We start from the raw sequence: 26,432 nt of genomic DNA on the forward strand, positions 1-26,432 counted from the left end.
ATTATTTATTTACGAAGTCCTTAACCAATTGATGAGCTTCTTCTAAAGCTACAGGTAAATCATAATTTTTGATAATTACATCAAATTGAGGAGCTGTTGCCAATTCTACAGAAGCTTTTGCAATACGCATATTGATTTTATCATCACTTTCGGTAGAGCGCTCTTTTAATCTGCGTTTTAATTCGTCAACGCTTGGTGGTTTTACAAAGACAGCTAGAGTCTGCTCTGGAAATTTATGTTTGATTCGAAGTCCACCCGCAACATCAATATCAAAAATGACATTTTTTCCTAGGGCCCATATTCTCTCAATCTCCGATTTTAAAGTGCCATAGAAGTTATCGCGATAAACTTCTTCCCATTCCAAGAAATCCTCAGCTTTAATGTGCTTTTTGAATTCTTCTAACGAAATGAAATAATAATCCTTTCCGTGTACTTCTTCTCCACGTGGTTCACGTGATGCTGCCGAAATCGAAAATTCAAGATTTAAATCTTCTTGACCTAATAAATGCTTTACGATAGTTGTTTTTCCTGAGCCTGAAGGTGCTGAAAAAACAATTAATTTTCCTTTGTTCATTAATGTATGCTTTAGGCTTTAAGCAATACGCTTTAAGCTTTAATTTGATGTCTTTATTCTTGCTTATAGCCTATAGCTTAAAGCTTACTGCTTTTTAAAGCACATTCAAAACCTGTTCTTTAATCTTCTCCAATTCATCTTTCATCATCACAACCAGTTTCTGCATTTGTGCATGATTTGATTTAGAACCCATTGTATTGATTTCACGGCCCATTTCCTGAGTAATAAAGCCAAGTTTGCGACCATTAGCTTCAGAACCGTTTAAAGTTTCCAGGAAATAATCTAGATGGTTGGTTAAACGAACTTTTTCTTCTGTAATATCCAGTTTTTCTAAATAATAGATTAACTCCTGCTCAAAACGATTTTCATCAACATTTACCTGCAATTCTGAAATAGCAGTTTGTAAACGGTCTTTAATGGCCTGAATACGTTCCGGATCCAGTGCCAGAGTATCATTCATGTATTGACGGATATTTGCAATTCGAAGATTAAACTCTTTTTCAAGAGATTCACCTTCGTCTTTTCTAAAACTTAAGATATTTTGAAGTGCTTCATCGATCGTAACCTGAATTTGATCCCAGTCATTTTCGTCTATTTCTTCACGCTCTGTTTTTAATGTATCAGGCATACGAACGGCCATTTTCATTAATTCAGTTTCATCAGCGTCCGGATTTACTTCCTTCAATTGTGCGATATAATACTTTACGATAGGTACATTTACTTTTGTCGAAGTTTGTTCTGCAGTACTTTCGATATAAATTCCGAAATCAATTTTACCTCTTTCAAGTTTAGTAGAAATCAAGGTTCTTAAACCTAATTCCATTTCGCGGTAAAGCGAAGGCATTCTTACGTTTAAATCTAAACCTTTACTGTTTAAGGATTTTACTTCGACTGTAATTTTTTTTGTAGGCAATTGCAAAGAAGCTTTGCCAAACCCTGTCATAGATTGTATCATATAATTGAGTATAAAGGCGCAAAGATAATTAAAAGTTTGCAGTGTTGCGCTGTAAATCACTATTCTGTGAGACCTGTTGTTTTAAGGTGTGTTTTTGCCACAAATTTTAAGGATTAAATCTTGTAAGATCGCTGCATTAGAAAAAAAATAAGCAGTTTGATTTACGAAAATTTGTGGCAAAAAACGGGTAAAGCTTTTAGCTTAAAACTTTTATAACTTCTGTTATATTTTTCTGGCTGTTGCCAATGTAAATTTTTCCGTCAATAATAAAAACCGGACGGCTTAAAAAAGTATAATGCTCTAAGATGTATTTTTTAAAATCTGCTTCTGTCAATGATTTATTTTTTAAATCCATAGATTTATACAGTTGTGCTTTTTTGCTGAATAAAGCTTCATAGCTTCCCGAAAGTTTATACATTTCTTCGAGTTCAGCTTCTGTAATTGGATTTTGTCTGATATCCTGAAAAGTCAGATTGTGATTTTCAGGAAGACTTTTAATGATTTTGCGGCAAGTATCGCACGAAGCCAGATAATATATTTTGTTCATGATTTATATTTTTAGAGACTACAAAGAAAATTCATTTAAAACTTAAAAATGAGTAATTTTAGAAAAAAAATGTAATTATGAATTCAGTATTTGAAGTACAAAAAACAATTAGAGAAATTCTTTTGAAAATTTTAGATAATCATTCATTAGAACAATTGAATAAAATTCCGGAGGGATTTAGTAATAATTTAATTTGGAATGTTGCACACTGTGTGGCTTCACAACAAGTGTTGATCTATAAATTATCAGGTTTGCCTACTATGGTTTCTGAGGAATTTATTGCAAAATACAGAAAAGGAACAAAACCGGAAGGTGATGTTTCGCAAGCAGAGGTTGATGAAATCAAAACATTATTATCCTCTACATTTTTACAAACGATTAATGACTTTGAGAAGAACATTTTTGTTAATTATACCGAATATACAACGAGTTTGGGATATACGCTTAAAAACATTCAAGGAGCTTTGGATTTTAATAATTACCATGAAGGAATTCATACCGGAATTATAATGGGCATTAGAAAGTTTGTTTAAATAAAAATCCCGTTCTGAAATTCAGAACGGGATTTTTTTTATTTTTCGATAATGGTCTCGATGGTTACTTTCATTGCACCAGCACCTTTATTTTTGGTAATATCCATAAAGGCACGCTTAGAAAGGTCTATTTCACGTGTTTTTACAAATGGACCGCGGTCAGTGATTTTTACAATAACAAACTTTCCATTAGCTTCATTTGTAACTTTTACTCTTGTTCCAAAAGGAAGTTTTTTATGTGCGGCAGTATATTTGTTGTTGTTGAATCTGCTGCCATCTGCAGTTTTTTTGCCATTAAAACGGTCTGCGTAGTAGGAAGCATGTGCCGTTTTTTTGTATAGTTTTAATTTTAAGCCTTTGTCAGTAAAAACTGAATCGGTAGGCATGGCAATAATATTAGGTCGCGATAGGCTATCTTGTATTATTTTGGGCTCGATGGCCGGTTTGGTTTGGCTTATAACGTAGGTGAAGCAACTTATAAAAGTTGCCGTAAGCGCTGTGAGTATAATGTTTTTTTTATTTCTCATGGGTTATTTTTTTCAGACTTGGGGAGTTTGTACAAATAATATGCCATTATAAAAAAAGTCCTACAATTCTAGGACTTTATTTTTATTGAAACCAAAGGTTCCAAGGTATTCTGCTAAGGATTAGCAATAATCCTAATCCGTAAAAAATTGCAAATGTTTTAAATTTTGCTTCGCTATTGATCAATTTTTTATGTTTAGACCATCCGATAGTAATTAGAATGATGGCAATGATGTTGATTAGTGGATGTTCTAAAGAAGTTAATCTTAGTTCAGCATTAGACATTTGTCCAAAAGCAGCTTTTCCTAAAGGAGAAACAAAGTAAAGAATCAGACCAATTAATAATTGTGTGTGTGTTCCAATTAATGCGAACAAAGAGATTTTGCGGTCTTTAGCTGTGAATTCTTTTTTAGAAGTTAAGCCTATTATTGCATTTACTACTGCAACCAAAAGTAGCAATAGAGCTAAATAAGCCCAGCCCGAGTGAAATTTTTGTAAAAAATGGTACATAAATAAGATTTTTTGTTAAAACAAATATAGAAAAAAAGGCATAAAAAAACGGCATTAAACTAAAAGTCAATGCCGTTTTTTGGTATTTATTTAGATTCTAAATATTAGAAATCGTAACGTAAGCTAAAGTTCCAAGTTCTTCCGAAACCAAAGTAAACTTTGTTAGCAGTTGCAATACCATTGTAAAGTTGTCCATTAGAAGCATAAGTTCCTTTTGAACCAGGTGTTTGTCCATTTGCTACAGGAAGGTTGTCATCTGCAAAAATGTTTGTAAACGATTCGTTGATAAATGTTTTATCAAAAACGTTGTTAACATTTAATCTGAAGTTTAAAGAACCTAATTTAGGTGCAAAATTCCATCTGTAAGATACACCAGCATCTGTAGTTGCAAAACCAGGTAACTCTACTGCACCTTTGTTATCTGCAGCTCCAAATTTAGCTACATCAATGTTTCCGTACAATTTTTCAGAGTAGTTAAGGTTTGCATCAACATTAAGACCGTCTAAGATTTCGTAAGCCGCTCCAATTGCCATTGTAGTTTGAGCATTGTTTCCAACTTTAACTCCATCTAAGTATAAAGGTTGATCTCCACTAATTGGATTATTAGCAACATCAAAACGGCTACTTGTAGCATTACCGCTGTATTTCCAATCCCCAACAGAAATCATTCCGTTTAGTTTTAATTTGTCAATTAACTTAGCATTAACATCCAATTCGATACCTTTATGGATTTCATTAACACCTTGGAAAGTGTAGTATCCGCTTGGATTCGTTGGTGCCTGATCTATCGCAGTTGTAAATCTGTCATCCCAAGTTGTATAATAAGCGTTTAAGTTAGCATTGAAGATACCAGAACGGAAACCGTAACCAGCTTCGATTGCTTTGATTTTTTCATTTGTAAGGTTAGGGTTTACAATTGAAGCATTGTTAGGATATACCGCATTGAAAAACGGTTGTTTTGAGTATATACCTCCATTTACAAATACATTATGGTGCTCGTTAATGTTGTAGTTAGCTCCAGCTTTAATATCTCCACCAGTAATAGTTTTGAAACCTGTTTTAGCAAGTGGGCTATCATAAGTATACTTGAAATGATCAATTCTTTGGTAAGCTTGCTGAGATACAGCTCCTTGAAGGAAAGCAGTGAAGTCTCCAGTAGTGTATTCTAATTGAGTAAAAGCTCCGTAATAATTAACTTTACTGTCATTCCAGTAGTTAATTCTTTGCTGATAATCAGTGCTAACAAATGGATTTCCATTTGGTCTTGGCGCATAAGTAGTGCTAAAATAACCAGGATTGTTATTTACGTCAGCAGTGTTTTTATAAACATCAGCTCCAAGTAAATCAATTAAGTTTTGGAAGTGGATACCTTGGTACATTCTTCCTTCAAGTCCAAAATCTAATGTAAGGCTTTCAGAGAATTTTTTATCTAAATTGATTACTGCACCATACCAGTTGTGTGAGTTTACAGAAGCAATTTGTGAGATACCATTGGTTGAGTTTGATGCATTCGAAGAATTGTTTTCGAATTTACCGTTAACAGGAACTCTTGTTCCAAGTGTTGTAGGTTGTCCTGAATTCCAATTTTCGATTAAATCAAAATTTACTGTTCCGTCAGGAGTTCTTAATGCGTTGTTTGTAGAGTAAGGATTGTTTCCTTTGATAACTCCATTTGAAGTAGTTCCTCCTCCACGTCCCCATGAAGCATAACCTACTGTAGATAATTTTGTAGTTGAGTTGATATCGTAATCCCAGTTAAGAGACATTACAGGTTTATGGTAATAATTTGTTTTTAAATTATACTCTTCACCATTTCTCATACCCCAATCAGAGTTGTATTTGATGTTTGGTTCAGTACCATTACTTCCGTATTTTAATGCATCGCTTATGGCAACAGAGGTAGATCTTTGGTCATGCCATTGAGGCGCTCCTGTAAAAGTAAATTGGAAACTATGTTTGTCATTTGCTTTGTAACCAAAAGCCATATAATAGTTGTATCCTTCAAATTTAGTTGCATCAACATATCCGTCTCCTGCAGTTCTGCTGAATAAAACAGAAGCAGAAAGACCATTTTTCATTACACCAGTATTGTAAGAAGCTTGTGCTTTAATATAACCGTTATTACCAAAAGTAGATGAAACTGATCCACCTTCTTTCATGTCAGACGTTTTAGTAATGATGTTTATTGTACCACCTACAGAAGAAATAGCCAATTTAGAAGCTCCAAGACCTCTTTGAACCTGCATAGCAGAAGTTACATCAGAGATACCTGCCCAGTTACTCCAATATACAGAGCTGTTTTCCATATCATTGATAGGCACTCCATTGATCATAACTGCAACGTTTTTTTGGTCAAATCCACGAATCGCAATTCTTGAATCTCCATATCCACCACCAGCTTTTGAAGCATACACAGAAGGTGTGCTTTTTAAGATTTCAGGAAATTCTTGAGAACCAAGTTTTTCTCTAATTTCAGCTGCTTTAATTGTAGAAACAGCAACTGGAGTTTTTCTGTCTTTTGCAACGTCAATAACGCTACTTGTAACCACAATTTCACTTAACTCGTTTGAGTTAGATGTTAAAACGATTTTTCCTAAGTTTGTAGTAGAACCATTTGAAACTGTATATTTTACAGTTTGGTTTTCAAAACCTAAAAAAGAGATAACAATTTCTCCAGAACCTGTAGTTGAATTTAAGGTAAATTTACCATCAAAGTCTGTTGAAGTTGCCGTAGTAGATCCTTTAATCACTACGTTTGCTCCTGGCAATGAACCAACACCGTCGGTAATCGTACCAGTAACTTTTCCTTGAGAAAATACGGTTGAAACTATCATAAAAAATAGTCCAGTAAGTAACCAATTTTTCATTTTCTTCATTTTGTTATTTAGTTTATTGTTTTTGGCAAAATTATAACAATTAAATCAGATAGTGTTATCAAAATGTTAAGAAAAGGAAGTTTTGTCTAATTGATTGCGCATTAAAATGATTTTTCTATTTTCTATTAAATAAAATAACTATTTTTTAAATTATTAGGGCTGTATTTTGTTAAAATCATAATAATGTGAACGAGTTTGTAGCTGTATACTTATATTGTTCCGTCTTTTTAGCTGCTAAATGATGATCTTTATACGAAAAAACGCCTTAATTTGTGTTAAATTAAGGCGTTTCAGTATGTTATGATTTTGTTTTTTGAAGAGCTTTATTTGTTTTTCAAAAAGTGATTCAGTAAAAATGAAGTTGAACTGTCATGAGTTTTAACTGTTTTCGAATTTATTTCATCTAAGATAGAGTTTGCTAACTGTTTTCCTAATTCAACTCCCCATTGATCAAAGCTGAAAATATTCCAGATAACGCCCTGAACGAAGATTTTATGTTCGTATAATGCAATTAACGAACCTAAACTTTTTGGTGTTAATTTTTGAATCAAAATTGTATTGGTTGGTTTGTTGCCAGTAAAAACTTTGAATGGTAATAAATATGCTGCTTTTTCGGCAGACAGACCTTGTTTGTCAAATTCAGCCTGAACCTGTGCAGGAGTTTTTCCGTTCATTAAAGCTTCTGTCTGTGCAAAGAAGTTTGACATCAATTTGTCGTGATGATCTTCATTTCCGTAAAGCGGTTTTACAAAACCAATAAAATCAGTTGGGATTAATTTTGTTCCCTGATGAATTAATTGGAAGAAAGCATGTTGAGAATTCGTTCCCGGTTCTCCCCAGATAATGGTTCCTGTTTGGTAATTAACAGGCTTTCCGTCACGGCCAACGCTTTTTCCGTTACTTTCCATAGTTGCCTGTTGCAAATAAGGAGCTAGTTTTTGTAAATATTGAGTATATGGAATCAAAGCTTCACTTTCGGCACCATAAAAGTTATTGTACCAAACGCTTAACAAAGCCAGAATTACCGGAATATTTTCGTCAAATTCAGTCGATTTGAAATGTTCATCCATTTCATTAGCTCCAACTAATAATTGGTTATAATTATCAAAACCAATTGCTAAAGCGATGCTTAGACCAACGGCACTCCAAAGAGAAAATCTTCCTCCAACCCAGTCCCACATTGGGAAAACGTTGTCTGGATTAATTCCGAATTCAGTTACTTTTTGGATGTTAGTTGAAACCGCCACGAAGTGTTTTGCAATATCTTCTTGCGAAGCTGATTTTAAAAACCATTCTTTAATAGTTTCAGAATTTGAAAGTGTTTCCTGAGTGGTAAAAGTTTTAGAAACAATCAGGAATAAAGTCGTTTCAGGATTTAATTTTTTAATTACTTCGTTTACGTGATCACCATCAACATTTGAAACAAAATGAAGATTTAGATGATTTTTGTAAAATTGTAAAGCTTCAACAGCCATAACCGGCCCAAGATCTGAACCTCCAATTCCAATATTTACAATATCAGTAAAAGCTTTTCCTGTAAAGCCTTTTCTTTGCCCCGAAATTACTTCGTTTGTAAAGTTTTTAATTTTGTTTTTTACTTCATAAACTTCTGGAATTACGTTTTCTCCATCAACTTTAATAACTGCCGATTCCGGAGCGCGCAATGCAGTATGCAAAACAGCTCTGTTTTCAGTTTGGTTAATAATTTCTCCGCCAAAGTATTGTGCAATGGCATCTTTTACTCCAATAGAATTAGCTAATTCTAGTAAAAGAGAAATAGTTTCCTGGCTAATATTGTTTTTTGAATAGTCAACTAAAAAGTCATTCCATTGCAAATTGAATTTTTCAGCACGTGCATTATCTTGCTGAAATAATTCCTGTATCGTTGTTTCGTTAATTGCGTTATAGTGGTTTTGTAGATTCTTCCACGCTTCAGTCCCGGTTGGGTTTGTTGTGTTTAAAGCCATTTGAATTTTATTATGTGGTTTGTTTTTTTAGAAACACAAAAATACTGAAATAACTTTTAAAAGGGGAGTTGTTCGTGATTATATAACAATTAGTTACGAAAACGTTTTATGAATATTATAGTTTTTTCCAGACAACTTCTGCCGTGACTGATTTTCCTCCCTGCGTAGTATTGGTTACAACATATTTAAGTTCATTATTTATCAAAGTATAAGATCGTTTTTGGATTGTTCCTTCCCAGTTTGGAAACGAAGCTGTTTTTATTTTAAAAGTAATAATCCTGTTTGCTTCGTCAATTTCATATTCTCCAAAGTGCGAATTACTTCCTTGCACAATTGCCGCATTTTCTTCGGGAGTACATTTGTTTTTATCGCCCGAAACTATTTTTGATCTTTCGTTTTTATATATCTGAATGACGTAATTTCCCTTTCCATCAAAAAATAAAGTGCCCTTTGGATTTACATCATACGGAAGATTTTTTGTTCCATCAGAATTTTTGTTCTCTACCGAAACCAAAGTCCATGAACCTAAAAAATCAGATTTTGTTTTTTGCGCAATAGCCGAATTTAAAACGAATAGTAATAATAAGAAAGTTGTGTTTTTCATCTTTAAAATTTTAATAGTTTACTTTAATAATTTCTCCATTGATAGTTCCTTCTATAATTTTTGTATAAGCATTTATTAAATCTTCCACAGGAATGTCTGAAACCTTTGCCGGACTTATTGCATTTATTCTAATTCCTCTTTCTAATTCCAGCGAAGCCGAAAGCACAAAGCTGTTAATTCCGCCATTTACAATTGCTTTGCTAATATTGTTTTTCACCGGTTTATCGCCCATTTTCCCGAAGTCAGTATAAATGATCCGTTATCGTTTAAGTATTTTTGCCCAATTAAAACCAAATTTACCTGACCCAATAATTTGCTTTTAATGCCAATATTTAATTTTTCTTCGTCAAGCGAATGCAAATCTCCCGTATAACAATCGCCTGCAACACAGATACAGGCATCGATATTTTTGACTTCGCTGAATAATTTTTCAATCGAGTCTGAATCTGATAAATCGATTTTAAAATCACCGCTGTTTCGTCCTGCCGAAATAATTTCATGATTTTTTGCCAGAGCCGGATTTAGTATTTTTCCAATTGTTCCGTTTGCTCCAATTAAAAGTATTCTCATTTTGTAAATTTTAGTTTGTTATCTAAAACAAAATTAAGAGGTTAGCTTTCGTAGAAAATTGTACTTATTGGTACTAAAATTGTATTTTAGCTTAATGACAGACAAGAATTTATATCTTCCTTTTGAAGTTGATTTTAAAGAATTGGAACAGTTTCCGAAAACAAGTCGGAAAAACAATTTCTTTGAATTGATTTATGTTGTTGATGGAACCGGAATTCAGGTTATTAATAACAATGAATTTCAATATCGAAGGGGAAATCTATTTCTTGTAACGCCCCAAGATGTCCATTCGTTTGAAATTACAACGCCAACAAAATTCTTTTTTCTTCGATTTAATGAATATTATATCAAGGCAAATTCTCAAAACGGACAATCTGAAACGGTTCTGCGAATGGAATATATTCTTCAAAATGCAAGTCACCGTCCCGGGTGTATTCTAAAAAATAAAATTGATAAACCTTTAATTGCGTCGCTGATAGAAAGTATAATTCAGGAACTAGACAATCAGCAGATTTATCATCAAAAGATTATTGAGCAAATTGTAAATACAATAATTACAATTGTAGCGAGAAATATTGCCTTAAAACTTCCGAAGAATATTAAAGAAACTACGGGAGAAATGGTTTTGGAAATACTACATTATATTCAGGAAAACATCTACAATCCAAAGCAATTAAAAGCAGAAAAAGTAAGCCAACATTTTAATATTTCGCTTAATTATTTAGGAAAGTATTTTAAGAAACAAACTGGCGAAACGCTGCAGGAATATATTGCAAACTATAAATTAAGATTAATCGAAACGAGACTTTTAAATAGTGATATGCGGATTAACGAAATTGCTGATGAATTAAATTATTCTGATGAAAGTCATTTGAATAAAGTTTTTAGAAAACATAAAGGAATGAATCCGTCGGAATTTAGAAAGAAGTTTTGTAAGTGATGTCGTTTTAAATATTACCAAATCTTCCACCAAGGTTTTTTATTAATTTCAATAGTTTTCTTGGCAATATTGATTTCGATTCTTTTTGGAGATTCTGTTTTAATTTTAGAATCATCAAAAAACATTTCGCCGTTTTCATTCATTCCAATTGGTAATTTTGTTCTTTCTTTCCAGCCTTCAGTTTGTAATTCCGGAGCTGGAGCTGAATCGATTTTGTCTAGAAATTTTTTCCTTGCTTTTTCAATGATTTCTTCTTCAAGGTTTGAAGTTGAGTTTTTGAAAAGTGAAATCGAATTGTCTGGAATGTTTAAAAGGAAAACCTGAGTTTTGTTTTCAATTTTCTGAATGTCCAATATTTTAAAATATGCAATAGTGTCAAGAAGAAAATGACCGAGTTTTGCAGAGTCAGGATTGAATTTTGATAAATCTTTTGGATGTGCACTTGCAATTAAATACCGGATGTTTCCTGAAAGCCCGCCACCGATAGAAGACATATCAGTAAAACCTTTTTCCTGAATTATTTGTCCGACTTTATAATTTGCAATCAGATTATCAGGAAGATTACTATCTCTGTAAAATAATTTTAACCCATTAAAAGTTTCATTGTAAATTGCTTTGACACGTGCATTTTTCATTTTGACTTTTTATTTGAGAGATTTACAAATTCCCAATACTATCCAACTCTCTTTTCAAAGGTTCGATTTGTTTAAAGAAGCGAGTTTTGTCGTTTCCTGTCAAAGATTCTCCAGTTGGTAAATTCAGTCGAAGGGCATCAACCTGAACACCGTTTTTCCAGAAGCGATAACATACGTGTGGGCCCGAAGCTAAGCCTGTGCTGCCGACTAATCCGATAGTTTGTCCCTGAGTTACACGTTGTCCACGACGAACCAAAATTCTGGACATGTGTAAATATTGAGTAGAGTAGGTTCCGTTGTGCTTTACTTTTACAAAGTTTCCATTCCCTGCAGTATATCCAGTTGCTTCTACAATTCCGGATGCTGTTGTAGAAATTGGAGTTCCGGTTGGAGCAGCGTAATCAGTTCCTTTATGTGCCTTCCAGGTATGTTGTACCGGGTGAAATCTGTTCATAGTAAATCTTGAAGTGATTCGGCTGAACTTAATTGGAGTTTTTAGAAAGAAGTTTTTTAAAGTCTTTCCTTCATTATCATAATATTCTATTTTTCCTGAAGTAGTGTCTCTTTCAAAAGGGAAAGCATAGATGATTTTTCCTTTATACTCAAAAAAGGCTGCTTCCAGTTCTTCGACACCATCATACGTTTTACCATTAATAAAGCGTTCGGTAAAAATTAATCCGTAGCGATCTCCTTTTTTAAGTTTAAAAAAGTCAATAGACCAGGAAAATACTTTTGTGATTCTGCTGGCAAGTGCTGTTTCTACACTTTCGTTTCCTAAAGTTTCAGATAATGAACTTTTTAGGACACCACCAATAATTTTTCTTTTTAAAGTAACCGGTTTTATTTTTTTATACGCTTTTGCAATACTGTCGCGTAAATCGACAACATAATAACTTAAAGCGTCAGGCTGGTAAATAAAAACCTGAAGCTTATTTGTTTTGTTTTTAGATCGAAGTAAAGTAAATGGTTTGTTGTAACGAATTGTTCTTACATCAAAAGAGTCTTTTACCTGTTCAACAATATCAAAAACTTTTTTGTCTCCAATATTTTGACTTTGAAGAATTGATCCGAAAGAATCTCCTTTTGAAATAGTATCATTAACAATATTAAAATCAGCATAGTTAAAGCCAAATTCTACTTTTTTAGTTTTTGGTTTAGTGGTTTTAGTTTCAATTTTTTCATCTGTTTTGTTGCATGAAAAAATGGATAGTAAAAGGATTATAAATAAAAATGCTTTTTTCAAACTTTTAATTTTTTTTGGGAAATTAAGTGGTTGTTTCATTCCCCCAATTGGACAATTCTTCTTCGGTCCACAATTTAGGAAAAAAGATGCGTCTTTGGTATTTTGGATGCATATATTTTTGCCAGTCACTTCCTCCGGTCGCTTCACCGTTTCCTTTTCCGCTTCCTAAAATGTATTTTCTTGCAGTATTAAGATGTTGCATTACCCAGGTAATATTTACCGTTTTGTCATAATGGCGCATCGCGTTGATTAACTCGGTATTTTGCTGGTCTTCAATTGGTAGCTGAGTAAATTTTTGCCAGATATTTTTCGTTTTAAACGATGTTATTTGTCTTAAAAATTGATCTTTATATTTTTTTTCAAACTCATTTATTAAGTATGATTTTTCGCCTGTTTCGTAATCTTTTCCTGCTGCTTGCCAGTATAAGTGTTCGTAACTGGTTTCCAGATCTGTGTTTTCGTCAAAATTTGCTTTGTATCTTCTGTCTGTTAAATTAACAACATCTGTTGAGGCAAATTCAATCATTCTATATTGTGCACTCTGAAAACCACTTGCAGGGGTAAGCGTATTTCTAAATTTCATATATTGATCAACCTCCATTCCGTTCTCCATAATGCTGAAAGAATTGGTTAGCATATCAAAGTAACGAGTGATTCGGGAAAGTCTTTCACTGAAAAAATCTACCTGAATATTTTGTGTTTCGGCGATTTGATCAATCTCCCACAAAATCATTTTAAATATTAATTCATTTACCTGATGATACATGATAAAAACCATTTCGTCAGGAAGTGTTGTGCGTTGTATTTGGAGGTTTAAAAGCGCATCAGTCTGGATATAATCCCAATAGGTGATTGGTTTTGACCAAAGTAGTCCTTCTAATTGTACATCAGTTTTTTGGTTTATTGCTTGAAATTTTTGATCAATTTCTTTTAAAATTGATTCAGAATGGTCAGTAAGGTTCATTATTTTTTAACTTTAAATGGATTTTTTAATCCTTTATATTCATCAAGATCTGCTTTGAGTGATCCTACGGCAAGATCTGCTTTTATTCTTATTGGTACTTTATTATTGTCGTCTGTTATCCAAAGTGTTACGCTTTCTTTTTCTTTAAAAACTCTTCCTGCTTGCACTAAAGGTTTGAAAACCATTGTAGAAACGGTTCCAAATTTAGTCGTAATATCTTGACGGCCTATATATTTTAACTTAAATTTTGTGATTTCATCATCAAAAAACATGTCAATTGTAATCGCCTCTCCAGGTTTAAGTTTGTCAATACCAGGGTGATTACGCAGATAGTAGAATGATGAGATTATATCTTGCACATTATCAGTGACAATAATTGTTTTTTCGTTTTTTCGTTTGTAATCTTTAACTAATACGCGGCCCTCACTTTGATTAAAAAAACCTTCCTGATTTTTTGTGTAACCCCCTTCGTTAATTTTTCTAACATAGCGATAAGGTTTTCCGGTTTCCTTGTCAAAGTAACTTTCGTATAAGTCTTCTACTTTGAAGAAAAATTTAGACATTCCGGTTGTGTAACCTTTACCAACAGCATGGTGAACTTTTTTGCTGTTTATAGTGGCATCGACAACTTCTAAAGTTGCATAACCGGCATTTATAATTCCGTAATGAATTCTGAATTTAAAAAATTCTCCTGTGTCGAAAGCATCTTCTTTCTGCGAATCAAAACTAAAGGCTGTGAGGATAAATATGATGAGAAGTAATTTTTTCATAGTGCTGTTTTACAATTATTTATAAGGATAAATGCAAATTCTATTCCAAATGTACCAAAACAAAAAAACTCAGTCAAGGAATGACTGAGTTTTTATGCTATTAACTAACCAAAAAACTATAAATTATGAAATTTATATCAATTCAGAAGGAAACCACCCCTTCTTGATTTGCGAGTGCAAAGATAGATAGAAAGTTCAAAAAATAAATAGCAAAAGGCAAGTTTAACATAACATTTGCATAAAAAACATCGTTTTACAGAGAATTTTTCTACATAATGCAAAAATATTGCGATTTTACAATGTTCCTCTCAATTCCTGCTCTCTTTCGATAGACTCAAAAAGGGCTTTAAAGTTCCCTGCACCGAATCCTTTTGCACCCATTCTTTGAATAATTTCGAAGAAAAGTGTAGGTCGGTCCTGAACTGGTTTCGTAAATATTTGTAATAAGTAACCATCTTCATCGGCATCGACCATAATGGCTAACTTTTCAATTTCATTAATGTCTTCTTTCATCATATCCATATGAACTCCCAGTCTTTCAGGAATTGCCTGGTAATAGGTGTGGGGAGGAGCTGATAAAAATTCAACACCACGTGCTCTTAATTGTGATACTGTTTTGATAATATCATCTGTTGCAATAGCGATATGCTGAATTCCAGGCCCACCGTAGAAATCTAAATATTCTTCAATTTGAGATTTTTTCTTTCCTTCGGCTGGTTCATTGATTGGAAATTTGATTCTTCCATTGCCATTTGACATTACTTTACTCATCAATGCAGAATATTCTGTAGTGATTTGTTTATCATCAAAAGAAAGGAAATTTACAAATCCCATTACATCTTCGTAAAATTTAACCCAGGTATTCATTTCATTCCAACCCACATTTCCAACCATATGATCAATGTACTTTAATCCGGTTGGTTCTGGGTTATAATCAGATTTCCATTCTTTATAACCTGGCAAGAAAACACCATTGTAGTTTTTTCTTTCTACAAAAATGTGAACTGTTTCTCCGTAAGTATAAATTCCTGAACGGATAACTTGTCCAAATTCATCTTCTTCAACGGTTGGTTCCATAAAAGAACGTGCTCCGCGTTTCATAGTTTCTTCGTAAGATTTTGTAGCATCTTCAACCCAAAGTGCGGCAACTTTTACTCCGTCACCGTGTTTCTTCAAATGTTCGTTTATTGGAGAATCTGCTGTTAAAGGGGTAGTCAAAACAATTCTGATTTTGTCTTGTTTCAAAACATAAGATGCTTTGTCTTTTACTCCGGTTTCTAACCCAGCGTAAGCCAATGACTGATAACCAAAAGCTGTTTTATAATAATGTGCAGATTGTTTTGCATTCCCTACATAGAATTCTACATAATCTGTTCCTAATAAAGGAAGGAAATCTTGTGCTCCTTCAAAGATTTTTTCTAATCCGTATTCTACTGATTTTACTTCTTTTGACATAATGTTTATTTGTTTAATCGGTTAATCGTTTATTTGATTTTCCGAAATGTTGTGTTTAGATTTTTTAACCGCAAAGTGCGCAAAGGAAATTGTAATCCCGATAGCTATCGGGAGCAAAGTAATTATAGCGATCTTTGCGCATAATCCTTGCGAACTTTGCGGTTAGATCAAGACTATAATTACTCAGTCCACGATTTATAGTACTGACCGTCGTCAAGACCCATCGCTTCTTCAGTAACCATTAATGGTCTGAAAGTATCAACCATAACGGCTAATTCCTGAGTTTCTTTATGACCAATACTACGTTCCATTGCGCCTGGCGCTGGTCCGTGCGGAATGCCTTTTGGGTGTAAAGTGATATGGCCTTGTTCAATGTTATTACGACTCATAAAATCGCCATCAACATAATATAGTACTTCGTCAGAATCTATATTGCTGTGATTGTATGGAGCCGGAATTGCTTTCGGATGATAGTCGTAAAGTCTTGGGCAGAATGAACAAACAACAAAAGTTGCTGTTTCAAAAGTTTGGTGTACAGGTGGCGGTTGGTGAACGCGCCCCGTTATAGGTTCAAAATTATGAATTGAAAATCCATATGGGAAATTATATCCGTCCCAACCCACAACATCAAAAGGATGAGTAGCATAAACCACCTCGTGAATCATGCCTTCTTTTTTGATTTTAATTAAAAAATCACCTTTCTCATCGTGCGTTTCCAATTCGCTTGGCAAAATAAAATCACGCTCACAAAAAGGAGAATGTTCTAAATGCTGACCAGACTGGTTTTTGTATCGTTTTGGAGTATAAAATGGAGAATAAGATTCTACATAAAATAGTCGGTTGTCTTCTGTTTCAAAATCGATTTGATAAATAATACCACGCGGAATAATTAAATAATCGCCATATTCAAATGGGATATTCCCCAACATGGTTCTTAATTTTCCTTTTCCTTTATGAATGAAAAGCATTTCATCGGCATCGGCATTTTTGTAAAAATAATTTCGAAGCGATTCTTTTGGTGCAGCAAGACCTATAATACAGTCTTTGTTAACCATCATGGCTTTTCGGCTGTCAAGAAAATCATTTTCAGGTTTTAATTCAAAACCTTTAAAAAGTAGCGATTTTATATTTTTTCCGATTGCAATTTTTGGTTCAACCGAATAAGAATTTAAGATTTCTTTTACCTGTGTTGGTCTGTGTACATGGTAAGATAACGATGAATGTCCGTGAAAACCTTCGGTTCCAAACAATTGTTCATAGTAAAATCCTCCGTTAGGTTTTTCGAACTGGGTGTGTCTTTTTTGAGGGAAATCCCCAAGTTTATGATATAGTGGCATGGCTTTTTCAATTAGATAATTTGTAAATTAGATAATTCGAAAATGTGAATTGTAAAGTAAACAATCAGTTCAATTTTTCAAATGACTGATCATCTCAATTCGATAGAAGCACTATTCAGGATTTCTCTTGATAAGGAATTGAAGATACTCTAATAAACCTGTCCATTTTGTTTTCATTATAACAAATGTCGTAATTTTTTCCGAGTAAAATTATAAATTATATCATTTAAAAACCTAGATAAAACTAATTTTTTTTGATATAAATTTTAGATCAGGAAAAAAAAGCCTGTTTTTATTAACTATTCCTGAATAGAATATTAAAATAAGAATCCGATACTAAACCAGGTGAAGCTTTTTGACATTTCCGGAGACCATGATTGTTTTATTTCAATTGGACCAATAATAGTTTCAAGGCCATAACCCACTGCATAACCTGAATATTTAGGCATCGAAATCCAGTCTACAGTAGTGAAAATATCATCGCCTAAATTGGCAAAATTGGCTGAAAAATTAACGTGATTTTTTTTGAAAATTTCATAATCCAGCGTGATATCTGTTTTTATATAACTGTTTCCGGCAATACTTAAAAAGTCATAACCATAGAAATAATTGAAATTGTTGATTTTATTGTAGCCATATCCTCCAAAAATATAATCAAAAAACGGAACACTATCGCTGCCAATATTAAAACCGGCATCGGCACCAATTTTAAATGTCGCTTTTCTGAACAAAGTTTTTGCAAATGCAACTTCTGCTTTTGCGGTAGAGAAAGGTTTGAAATTATGAGTGTAATCTGAAGAGGCTAAATAAGTCTGTACATCAGTAGAAAAGTATAATCCGGAATGCGGAAAGCTTTTATTATCGAATGAATCGTATTTTAAATAACCAAAAACACTAAAATAGTTGCTCTTTTCAATGGTGTTTACTTCATTTGAAAGTGTTGGAGAATCTATTTTTAGGTATTTGTATTCGAATCCGCCACCCATTAAAAACTTCTGTACAAAAATGGTTTGAAAATAAGCCTGATTTGTGATGTCAAAAAAATCAACATTGATAAGATTTACACTTGGATTACCTTCGGCAAGACTACTAATGCTTGTAGTAACGTTTCTGTTGAATTGATTTAGTCTCGAGCGAAATCCAAAGCTAATGTTAAATCCATTTTCGATATAATAATTAAAATCATATCTAAAATTATCTCCCAAAATAATGTCTATTGAGGTAACATCATTTTTTAGAAATGTTTTTTTATGTGTAAGATTTAATAAAATGGCACTTTTATATAATCCGTCGTAATGCAGTCCAAGTTTTAAATAAGTTTGTGTTGGGTTTTCTTTCAATACAAGATCCAGATTGTCTTTGTCTCCATCTGGTTCTAAGCAATAAGATATTGTGCTAAAGTTTTGAGTAGCATCCAGATTATTTATTCCAGTTTTTAAATCGGCATATGTTATGGTGCTTCCCGGTTTAAATCGAAGTTTACCATTTATGTATTCTTTGGTATAATTGTCTAATTTATCGCTGTTTATCTTGTTGATTTCGAGTGTATCGCTACTAATTTTTAGTTTAGGTTTTTTGTAAAAGGTTTCTTCGTTTACCAGCGATTTTATTTTTTCATAAACTGCAAAAGTAGCTTCTTCGCCTTTTCGGATTATCTCTTCGCCTCTGTCAAATGATATTACGCCAAAATCACGAATATCTGGTTTAATATAGATATCTGTATCTTTTACTTTGCTTTTCATTTTTTCGATCGACTGAAGATTGGTAATCTGTACCAGAATTCTGGTAGCATTTTTAAGGTTTTTACGTTTCAGTAAATCATCCTGAACATCAACCCCAATAATAATATCAGCACCCAGATTTCTAACTTCTTTTATAGGGTAGTTATTTACTACTCCGCCATCGACCAATAGATTACCGTCAATTTCTACAGGAGTAAATAAGGAAGGGAAAGCTGCACTCGCCATCATTGCCTGAACGAGGTTTCCTTTATTAAGTAATACTTCTTCACCAGTTTCTATATTGGTTCCTATACATAAGAATGGGGTAGGAAGTTTATTGAAATCGCGAACATGACGTACATTTCTGGTTAGACTGCTTAATAGATTGTAATTGTACATTCCTTTTGAAAGTGCTTCCGGAATTCCAATTTTGAAATTACTGAATGGCAAAGTAATGGCGTACAATTCGTCATTTCTTTTGCCGTAAAAATTTTTGGAGGAACGCGGAATATAATCGTTGATCAATTCGTCAAAATTGGTTTTTTTAAAAATAGAATCAATTTGCGAAGCATTATAGCCCGATGCATAAAGTCCGCCAATGACAGATCCCATACTGGTTCCGCCAATATAATCGATTTTGATTCCTGCTTCTTCAAGAACTTTTAGAACTCCGATATGAGCAAAACCTTTTGCACCACCACCGCTTAAAACCAAACCAATTTTAGGTCTTTTAATGCTGTCTTGTTTAATATCCTGTGCAAAAGATTTTTCGGGCAAAAGTAAAATGAGTAGGAAAAGTAAGGATGCAAAGCCCCATGCAGTTTCGATTTTTACTGATGTCGAATTTTTTGAGAACAAGGAAAGTTCTTTTGTGGTATTTAAATTTGAAAGCTGGTTTAAACGCATAAAGCAACTAATTGGTTTTGTAAAAGTCGACAATTTTTTTTGCTTTTGATATACCGATGACGTCTGAAATTTCTTTTTCTGTTGCTAATTTTAATCTTTTAACACTTTTGAAATGTTGTATTAAGGTAAGCATCGTTTTTTCGCCAATTCCAGGAATGCTTTCAACTGATGAATTCAAGGCAGCTTTACTTCGTTTATCACGATGAAAAGTAATCCCAAAGCGGTGTGCTTCGTTTCTTAATTGCTGAATTACTTTTAAGGTTTCTGATTTTTTATCCAGATATAACGGAATCGAATCGCCAGGATAGAAGAGTTCTTCAAGACGTTTTGCAATTCCAATTATGGCAATTTTACCACGTAAGCCCAATTCGTCAATACTTTTTAGAGCTGCAGATAATTGTCCTTTTCCACCATCAATAATAATCAATTGCGGAAGAGGTTGATTTTCGTCTAATAATCTTTTGTAACGGCGATATACAATTTCTGTCATCGAAGCAAAATCATCCGGACCTTCAACCGTTTTTACATTAAAGTGACGATAATCTTTTTTACTCGCTTTTCCATCTTTAAAAACAACGCAGGCAGCTACCGGATTGGTTCCCTGAATGTTCGAGTTATCAAAACATTCAATATGTCGGGGCTCAACCGGCAAACGCAAATCTTTTTGCATTTGTGCCATAATTCTGTTGGTATGTCTATCCGGATCGACAATTTGTAATTGTTTTAATTGTTCGATTCTGTAGAATTTTGCATTTCGAATGGATAAATCTAATATTTGTTTTTTGTCGCCAAGTTGAGGAACAGTCGTTTTGATGTTTTCGCCTAAGTCCATTTCAAAAGGAACAATGATTTCTTTTGATAATAATTGAAAACGCTCACGAAGTTCAATAATAGCGAGCTCTAATAATTCTTCATCGCTTTCGTCCAGCTTTTTCTTCATTTCTAAAGTGTGCGAACGAATAATCGAGCCATGAGAGATTTGTAAAAAGTTTACATAAGCGGCAGTTTCATCAGACACAATAGAGAATACATCAATATTGGTGATTTTTGGATTTACGATGGTAGATCTCGACTGATAATTTTCAAGAACTTCTATTTTCTCTTTTATTTTCTGAGCTTCTTCAAAACGTAATTCTTCAGCATATTTAATCATTAAGCGCTTGAAGTCTCTCATGCTTTCTTTGAAATTTCCTTTCAGAATTTCACGAATCGCATCAACTTGCCTTTGATATTCTTCTAAAGGTTCCAGACCTTCGCAAGGGCCTTTGCAATTACCAATATGATATTCTAAACAAACTTTAAATTTGCCAGAATCAATATTTGACTTACTTAAATCGTAATTACAGGTTCTTAAAGGATATAATTCTTTGATTAAATCTAAAATAGTATGTACCGTTTTGAAACTGGTATAGGGGCCAAAATATTCAGAGCCATCCTTAACCATTCTTCGGGTTGAAAAAATTCTCGAAAAAGGTTCTTTTTTAATACAAATCCAGGGATAACTTTTATCATCACGCAGTAATACATTATAACGTGGCTGTAAAGTTTTGATTAAATTGTTTTCTAATAAAAGCGCATCTGTTTCCGTTGGAACTACGATGTGTTTTATTGTTACGATTTTCTTTACCAGTACATTGGTTTTGGCTGTATCGTGAATTTTATTGAAGTAGGAGGAAACCCTTTTTTTTAAATTCTTGGCTTTTCCAACGTATAGAATCTTTCCGTCTTTATCGTAATATTGATATACGCCAGGATTATCTGGTAAAGTGAGGATTTGAAGATCAAGAGGAGTCTGCATAGTACAAATTTAAGCTATTGAGCTTAAACTTTAAAACTCTTTTAGGTTTCTTCCTAAAAAAAAGAGCCCTTTATTCTGTAAAGGACTCTTTTGTAAAAGTATTTATTTGATCGAAAAATATTCTGTTTGCAGCAAATGAGTTCTTGCGTCAAAGACAAAATCTACATATTTTGCATCGTCTTTTTTAATATCAACTTTTAATCGGCTTCTTCCTATTTCTTTTTTATCAGCATTAAAAGCTTTTAAAATCAAATCGCCTTTAAAATCTTTTTTGGCGATTAAATAAATAGTCACTTTTTTTTCTTTATCCTCGTCTGAGGCATAAATTTTTTCGGCTTTACATTCTTCAAAATTGGCTTTAAATGAAGGTTCGGCAACTACGTCAGATTGGTTTATGCTTTCGCTCATTCCGGAATTTATTCCTTTTATCACATCTCCAACGCCTTTAGAAGCACTTTTTGCGGCTTCTTTTCCTTCTTCCTGAAGTGCTTTTCCGGCGCCTTCTATCAATTTAGATTTTACAGCGATCACTTCGTTTCCATTTTCTTCTGCTTCTTTCATTTTTTCTTCCTTGCTCATGCACGAAACCATAAGAGTCAATGCACTGAGCAGAATTAGAGTTTTTTTCATCTTTTTAAATTGGTTATTATTGATACTTATTAGGAATTTGTGTATTAAAATCAAAGATATACATTTAAAATATAATTTCTATATTTAGCTTTTTATTACAGATGAAAAATAGTAAACCCCTGGTTATTTTTGATGAGGCAATTTTGCCAGGCGAAAGCCGAACAATCAATGTCGAAATCGCAAGATTACATACCACTACAAAATTAAATATTCCGGTTATTGTACGCCGCTCTAAAATTGAAGGGCCTGTTGTTTTATTCTCTGCAGGAATTCACGGCGACGAAATAAACGGAGTTGAAATTGTAAGGCAAATTATCAGTAAAAAAATCAATAAGCCTGCCCGCGGAACTATTATTTGTATTCCGATTATCAATATGTACGGGTTTGTCAATAAATCCCGTGAGTTTCCTGACGGACGAGATTTAAATCGTGTTTTTCCCGGAAGTAAAAAAGGTTCTCTGGCAAGTAGGTTTGCCTATCATATTGTAGAAGAAATTTTGCCCATTTTAGATTATGCAGTCGATTTTCATGCCGGAGGTGCAAGCCGATTTAATGCACCGCAAATTAGAATTACAGAGAATAATCCGGAATTGAAAGTGTTGGCAGATGTGTTTAATGCACCATTTACTTTGTATTCAAAAAATATAGGCGGATCTTTTAGAAATACTTCTGAAAAAGCCAATGTAAAAATGCTGCTTTTTGAAGGTGGAAAATCATTGGACATCAATAATGATATTGCTAATGAAGGAGTGCTGGGTGTAAAACGATTACTGTCTTATCTGAACATGCTGGATCCTAAACAACTTGTAGAGGCAGCGCCGGTTCCATCGATTTACATAAAAAATTCCGTTTGGCTTCGCGCAAAATGTTCTGGCTTATTGCACGATTTTAATCTAATTGGAAGGTTTGTGACCAAAGGAACAATCTTAGCCATTATTACAGATCCGTTTGGGAAATTTGAACAAAAAGTAAAAGCACCTCATGATGGATTTATAATTAATGCCAATCATTCGCCAATTGTTTACGAAGGCGATGCCATTTATCATATATCTAAAAGCCCTGAAAATGCCGACGAGTAAAAAAGAATTAAGACGTGAGTATAAAAACCTTCGAAAAGAACTTTCTGAACAAGAAATAGAGGAAAAGAGTCTGGCAATAGCTAATAATTTAATACAATTATCCATTTGGGATAAAACCTATTACCACGTTTTTTTGCCAATAACAGAACATAAGGAAGTTGATACAGAATTTATTTTGCATTTGCTTTCCGGAAAAGATAAAGAAATTGTGATTTCTAAAAGTGATTTTGAAACACGTGAAATGACTCATTTTTTATTGACTGATAATACAAAAATTAAAAAAAACGAATATAATATTCCCGAACCGGTTAATGGACTTCAGGTTCCGAACCAAAATATTGATGTCGTTTTTGTTCCGCTTTTAGCATTTGATACTTACGGAAATCGCATAGGTTATGGCAAAGGATTTTATGATAAATTCCTTGCGCAATGTAAGTCAGAGACAATTAAAATTGGTCTTTCTTTTTTTGAATCAGTAAATCAAATCGATGATGTGTTTGAATCTGATGTAAAATTAGATTATTGTGTTACACCTTTAAAAGTCTACACTTTTTAAAATTCAGGTATATAAATGATATAAGTAAAATTAGCTTTTATTTATTTTAAACTAAATTTTATTTATAACACAAACATTGATTTTCAAATAGAAATTCAATAATCAGGATGAAAAGAAAAATCCCAAACTTCAATATTAGAATTGGAGTTTGGGATTTTTTTAATTATAAAATTATAATTCTATTTTACTTCTTTAATGGTTGTAGCGTCTAGCCAACCTTCGGTTCCGTCTGTTAATTCTACTTTTTTCCATTTTCCTAAAGTCTCGGTCACATAAACTTTTGCACCTTCATGTAATAAGAAAATTGCAGCACCGGCTTTTTGTGGTTCACTTCGTACTTCGCTCAATTCGGCAAAAACAATTGCGGGACGATCGTTATCAAAATGACTTTTTTCGGACATTCCGGCTGAAATGCTCAGAATTAAAGCAACTAAAAGAATAAACATTCCAATGAAATAAATTCTTTTAGTAAGTGTAAGTTGTGAAAAGTAGTAACCAATAAAGCTCAATAGAAATACAAATGCAATTCCAACAGAAATTTTGGCCCAGGTATTATAATCAAAAATACCCGTAAAATTTTGAATCAGTTTTGCAAAACCTACTTTAGGAACTTCTTTAATTTCATCAATAGTAAGCTTTTTTGCAAATTTTAAGTTGTTTAAAGTCTCAGGATCGTGAGGTTTTAAGACTAAAGCTTTTTCATAGTTATAAATTGCAGGAGCAACTTTATTTAGTTTGTAATAGCAATTAGCAAGATTAAAGTACAACTCAGCCGAGTGCTGTTTATCTTCAGTTAGAATATTTTCGTATTCCTGAGCAGCTTGCTGATATTGCTCCTTCTGATACAAAGCGTTTCCTTTTTCAAAACTGCTTTGCGCAAAGAAAACCTGTGTAATTAATAAAAAGAGATATACTATATTTTTCATTTTATTTTCTTTAAACCCGACAGGTTTTAAAAAATTTGTCGGGTTTGATATTAATTTAAACGATCTGTTTTTCTAATTCTGAAATAATTAAAACAGCTTTATCAAAATCTTGTTGAATCGAAGCGCTAGATGCCGGAGCATATCTTGCAAACTCACAGTTTTCGGTCAAATCGATAAAACTCTTAACCGATTCCGGTTTTGCATTTCGTGATAATAGTAATTCCTGAATGTTGTCTTTACTCATTTCTGAGGTTTCAATATGCAGTTTTGCTTTCAGGAAGTTATGCATTGCTTTTTCCAGAGCAATATAAAAAGCTTCTTTATTATTAAGTTGTTTTTTAGCTTCAGATAAATATTTCTTGGCCAGTTTATTATTCATCCTGATTCGGTTTCCGGTAACATCACTATCAATTGCTTCTTTTTTCTTCTTAACCAAAATAATAATTGGCAAAATTACAAAAGGAGCAAACAACAAAGCCAAGTACAAATCTGAACCATAAAAATCATTTTTAACCATAGAAACTAAAGTAGTTTTTGGTTTAATGTATTTGAATTGATCTGTTTTCGAAATCACGTTTTTGGACGCATTTGCTGTATTGTTAGCTTCAGCCTGCATAGGTCCGTCTAAAACATCAATAGTAATTTCCTGAGATGTCATTGTTTTGTATGAGCCCGAATTTAAATCAAAATACGAAAACTGCATTGGTTTAATAACATATTTTCCTTTGTATTGAGGCACAATAGTGTATTTGTCTGATACTCTTCCTGACATTCCAGATAATGAAGTCGTTACTTTCTCGTCATGTACAGGATCATACATTTCCAGTGCATTTGGTACAACTGGCTTTGGCAGGGTAAACAATTTCATGTTACCATTTCCATTAGCACTAACGATCAGGTCAAGGCTTTCTCCACTTTTTAAACTTGTTTTAGATGGCGTAACGATAAAATTGAATTTACCGACAGCGCCAGTGAAACCTTCCGGTTTAGTGCTTTCCGGAAGTGGTCTTACGTTTATTGTTTTGGCTCCGGCAGAAACTACTTTGTTTCCGTCGGTAATAATCATTTGTCCAAACATATCACGACGATTTGTTGGTAATTGAACACCAATGTCCAGCGAAAGTGGTTCAATCGTTAAACGACCTGATTTTTGAGGATATAAGATGGTTTTCTTTAAGATTACAAAGTAACATCTTTGTCCTTGGTAAGTTCCTTCTTCAATCGACAATTGTTTTACGTCAATGTTTTGATTCCAGAAATCATTGTATTTTGGTTTTGCCAGTTCTTTAAAACCTGTAACACCAATATTGTTAAAGTATAATTTATAAACGACTGTAATGGGTTCGTTTAGATATGGATTTGTTTTAGAAATTTCGGCAACAAGATTCAGCGTTTCACTTCCAGATCCCTGAGGTCTGTCATTTGGATCTCTTTCTTGTGCTACAGCATTGGTAACAACAATTTTTATGGGCGATGTTTTGTAAATCTGCCCATTAAATTCAATGGCAGCCTGTTTAATGTTAACAGTTCCTTTTTGGTTGGGTTGCAGGATATAGGAGTAGATTTTCTGAAAAGAGCTTCTTCCGTTTACCCATGACTGACTAATTTGCTGACTTGGTCCGGCTACAATTTTAAACCCGTCAAAAGAAGGCTGTTCGAAGTTGTCTCCATCAACATTCATGATGAAGTCAATTCTTAGCCTTTCATTAACTCCAAGCGTGTTTTTGCTCACTCTGGCTTCAAATTGAACCTGAGCCAGTAATCCTTGAAAAGTGAATAGTAATAAAATTAAATATCTTTTCATTAATAGT

General features: G+C 33.3%; 25 protein-coding genes. 4 read left to right on the plus strand and 21 right to left on the minus strand.

The window, feature by feature from the left end; translation table 11 throughout:
- Position 1: 1 nt before the first annotated feature.
- From gmk to OLM51_RS03955, 3 genes are all read right to left on the minus strand, one after another.
- Positions 2–574 (minus strand): guanylate kinase, encoded by a 573-nt coding sequence (gmk, locus tag OLM51_RS03945; RefSeq protein WP_264553104.1) that lies wholly within the window; start codon positions 572–574, stop codon positions 2–4.
- Between the two features lie 94 nt (positions 575–668).
- Positions 669–1,529 carry a YicC/YloC family endoribonuclease gene (locus OLM51_RS03950; protein WP_264553105.1) on the minus strand — a complete coding sequence of 287 codons (861 nt, stop codon included), beginning with the start codon at positions 1,527–1,529 and terminating at the stop codon, positions 669–671.
- Positions 1,530–1,725: 196 nt separating this feature from the next.
- A complete protein-coding gene (locus OLM51_RS03955) occupies positions 1,726–2,076 on the minus strand; it encodes an arsenate reductase family protein (protein ID WP_264553106.1) in 351 nt (116 codons plus the stop codon).
- A gap of 77 nt (positions 2,077–2,153) precedes the next feature.
- Between OLM51_RS03955 and OLM51_RS03960 the strand changes: the two genes are divergently transcribed.
- Positions 2,154–2,609 carry a DinB family protein gene (locus OLM51_RS03960; protein ID WP_264553107.1) on the plus strand — a complete coding sequence of 152 codons (456 nt, stop codon included), beginning with the start codon at positions 2,154–2,156 and terminating at the stop codon, positions 2,607–2,609.
- Between the two features lie 38 nt (positions 2,610–2,647).
- On the opposite strand, the gene OLM51_RS03965 is transcribed toward OLM51_RS03960, so the two are convergent.
- From OLM51_RS03965 to OLM51_RS03995, 7 genes are all read right to left on the minus strand, one after another.
- Complete coding sequence (locus tag OLM51_RS03965) at positions 2,648–3,136, minus strand: septal ring lytic transglycosylase RlpA family protein (protein WP_213259644.1); 489 nt, start codon at positions 3,134–3,136, stop codon at positions 2,648–2,650.
- Between the two features lie 82 nt (positions 3,137–3,218).
- Positions 3,219–3,644 carry a hypothetical protein gene (locus OLM51_RS03970; protein WP_213259645.1) on the minus strand — a complete coding sequence of 142 codons (426 nt, stop codon included), beginning with the start codon at positions 3,642–3,644 and terminating at the stop codon, positions 3,219–3,221.
- 104 nt (positions 3,645–3,748) lie between these two features.
- Positions 3,749–6,511, minus strand: coding sequence for a TonB-dependent receptor (locus OLM51_RS03975; RefSeq protein ID WP_319799969.1), 2,763 nt, complete (start codon positions 6,509–6,511; stop codon positions 3,749–3,751).
- 332 nt (positions 6,512–6,843) lie between these two features.
- Positions 6,844–8,487 (minus strand): glucose-6-phosphate isomerase, encoded by a 1,644-nt coding sequence (gene pgi / locus OLM51_RS03980; protein WP_264553109.1) that lies wholly within the window; start codon positions 8,485–8,487, stop codon positions 6,844–6,846.
- Between the two features lie 115 nt (positions 8,488–8,602).
- Positions 8,603–9,091 (minus strand): lipocalin-like domain-containing protein, encoded by a 489-nt coding sequence (locus OLM51_RS03985; protein ID WP_264553110.1) that lies wholly within the window; start codon positions 9,089–9,091, stop codon positions 8,603–8,605.
- Positions 9,092–9,101: 10 nt separating this feature from the next.
- On the minus strand, positions 9,102–9,308 hold the full coding sequence (locus OLM51_RS03990; protein ID WP_264553111.1) for a hypothetical protein: 207 nt from the start codon (positions 9,306–9,308) through the stop codon (positions 9,102–9,104).
- Positions 9,305–9,661 carry an NAD-dependent epimerase/dehydratase family protein gene (locus tag OLM51_RS03995; protein WP_264553112.1) on the minus strand — a complete coding sequence of 119 codons (357 nt, stop codon included), beginning with the start codon at positions 9,659–9,661 and terminating at the stop codon, positions 9,305–9,307. The genes OLM51_RS03990 and OLM51_RS03995 overlap by 4 nt, the downstream gene beginning before the upstream one ends.
- 94 nt (positions 9,662–9,755) lie before the next feature.
- Between OLM51_RS03995 and OLM51_RS04000 the strand changes: the two genes are divergently transcribed.
- Positions 9,756–10,601, plus strand: a complete 846-nt coding sequence (locus tag OLM51_RS04000; RefSeq protein WP_264553113.1) for an AraC family transcriptional regulator — start codon at positions 9,756–9,758, stop codon at positions 10,599–10,601.
- Between the two features lie 14 nt (positions 10,602–10,615).
- On the opposite strand, the gene OLM51_RS04005 is transcribed toward OLM51_RS04000, so the two are convergent.
- The 9 genes from OLM51_RS04005 to OLM51_RS04045 form a co-directional block, all read right to left on the minus strand.
- A complete protein-coding gene (locus OLM51_RS04005; RefSeq protein ID WP_264553114.1) occupies positions 10,616–11,236 on the minus strand; it encodes a hypothetical protein in 621 nt (206 codons plus the stop codon).
- A 22-nt stretch (positions 11,237–11,258) separates the two neighbouring features.
- On the minus strand, positions 11,259–12,518 hold the full coding sequence (locus OLM51_RS04010) for a peptidoglycan DD-metalloendopeptidase family protein (RefSeq protein ID WP_413614531.1): 1,260 nt from the start codon (positions 12,516–12,518) through the stop codon (positions 11,259–11,261).
- A complete protein-coding gene (locus tag OLM51_RS04015; protein WP_264553116.1) occupies positions 12,502–13,443 on the minus strand; it encodes a tryptophan 2,3-dioxygenase family protein in 942 nt (313 codons plus the stop codon). The genes OLM51_RS04010 and OLM51_RS04015 overlap by 17 nt, the downstream gene beginning before the upstream one ends.
- Complete coding sequence (locus tag OLM51_RS04020; RefSeq protein ID WP_264553117.1) at positions 13,443–14,213, minus strand: DUF3108 domain-containing protein; 771 nt, start codon at positions 14,211–14,213, stop codon at positions 13,443–13,445. Before OLM51_RS04020 ends, OLM51_RS04015 begins: the two co-directional genes overlap by 1 nt.
- Before the next feature lie 294 nt (positions 14,214–14,507).
- A complete protein-coding gene (gene hppD, locus OLM51_RS04025) occupies positions 14,508–15,668 on the minus strand; it encodes a 4-hydroxyphenylpyruvate dioxygenase (protein ID WP_071635490.1) in 1,161 nt (386 codons plus the stop codon).
- 179 nt (positions 15,669–15,847) lie between these two features.
- Positions 15,848–17,005: a homogentisate 1,2-dioxygenase gene (locus OLM51_RS04030; RefSeq protein WP_264553118.1), complete on the minus strand. Its 1,158-nt coding sequence runs from the start codon at positions 17,003–17,005 to the stop codon at positions 15,848–15,850.
- 317 nt (positions 17,006–17,322) lie between these two features.
- Positions 17,323–19,632 carry a patatin-like phospholipase family protein gene (locus OLM51_RS04035; protein WP_264553119.1) on the minus strand — a complete coding sequence of 770 codons (2,310 nt, stop codon included), beginning with the start codon at positions 19,630–19,632 and terminating at the stop codon, positions 17,323–17,325.
- A 7-nt stretch (positions 19,633–19,639) separates the two neighbouring features.
- Positions 19,640–21,430 carry an excinuclease ABC subunit UvrC gene (gene uvrC, locus OLM51_RS04040; protein WP_264553120.1) on the minus strand — a complete coding sequence of 597 codons (1,791 nt, stop codon included), beginning with the start codon at positions 21,428–21,430 and terminating at the stop codon, positions 19,640–19,642.
- Between the two features lie 102 nt (positions 21,431–21,532).
- Complete coding sequence (locus tag OLM51_RS04045) at positions 21,533–22,060, minus strand: hypothetical protein (RefSeq protein ID WP_264553121.1); 528 nt, start codon at positions 22,058–22,060, stop codon at positions 21,533–21,535.
- A gap of 101 nt (positions 22,061–22,161) precedes the next feature.
- On the opposite strand from OLM51_RS04045, the gene OLM51_RS04050 reads away from it, so the two are divergent.
- Both OLM51_RS04050 and OLM51_RS04055 read left to right on the plus strand, forming a co-directional pair.
- Positions 22,162–23,139 carry a succinylglutamate desuccinylase/aspartoacylase family protein gene (locus OLM51_RS04050; RefSeq protein ID WP_264553122.1) on the plus strand — a complete coding sequence of 326 codons (978 nt, stop codon included), beginning with the start codon at positions 22,162–22,164 and terminating at the stop codon, positions 23,137–23,139.
- The gene (locus OLM51_RS04055) at positions 23,126–23,695 is read left to right on the plus strand and encodes a 5-formyltetrahydrofolate cyclo-ligase (protein ID WP_264553123.1); all 570 of its coding nucleotides are present in this window, start codon (positions 23,126–23,128) and stop codon (positions 23,693–23,695) included. The genes OLM51_RS04050 and OLM51_RS04055 overlap by 14 nt, the downstream gene beginning before the upstream one ends.
- Before the next feature lie 179 nt (positions 23,696–23,874).
- Here OLM51_RS04055 and OLM51_RS04060 read toward each other — a convergent pair whose 3' ends face one another.
- Together OLM51_RS04060 and OLM51_RS04065 are read right to left on the minus strand one after the other, a co-directional pair.
- On the minus strand, positions 23,875–24,621 hold the full coding sequence (locus OLM51_RS04060) for a tetratricopeptide repeat protein (protein ID WP_264553124.1): 747 nt from the start codon (positions 24,619–24,621) through the stop codon (positions 23,875–23,877).
- 55 nt (positions 24,622–24,676) lie between these two features.
- Positions 24,677–26,425, minus strand: coding sequence for a BatD family protein (locus OLM51_RS04065; RefSeq protein WP_264553125.1), 1,749 nt, complete (start codon positions 26,423–26,425; stop codon positions 24,677–24,679).
- Positions 26,426–26,432: the final 7 nt, after the last annotated feature.

Origin of the sequence: Flavobacterium sp. N2038, from assembly GCF_025947185.1 — a bacterium.
Classification (GTDB): Bacteria; Bacteroidota; Bacteroidia; order Flavobacteriales; family Flavobacteriaceae; genus Flavobacterium.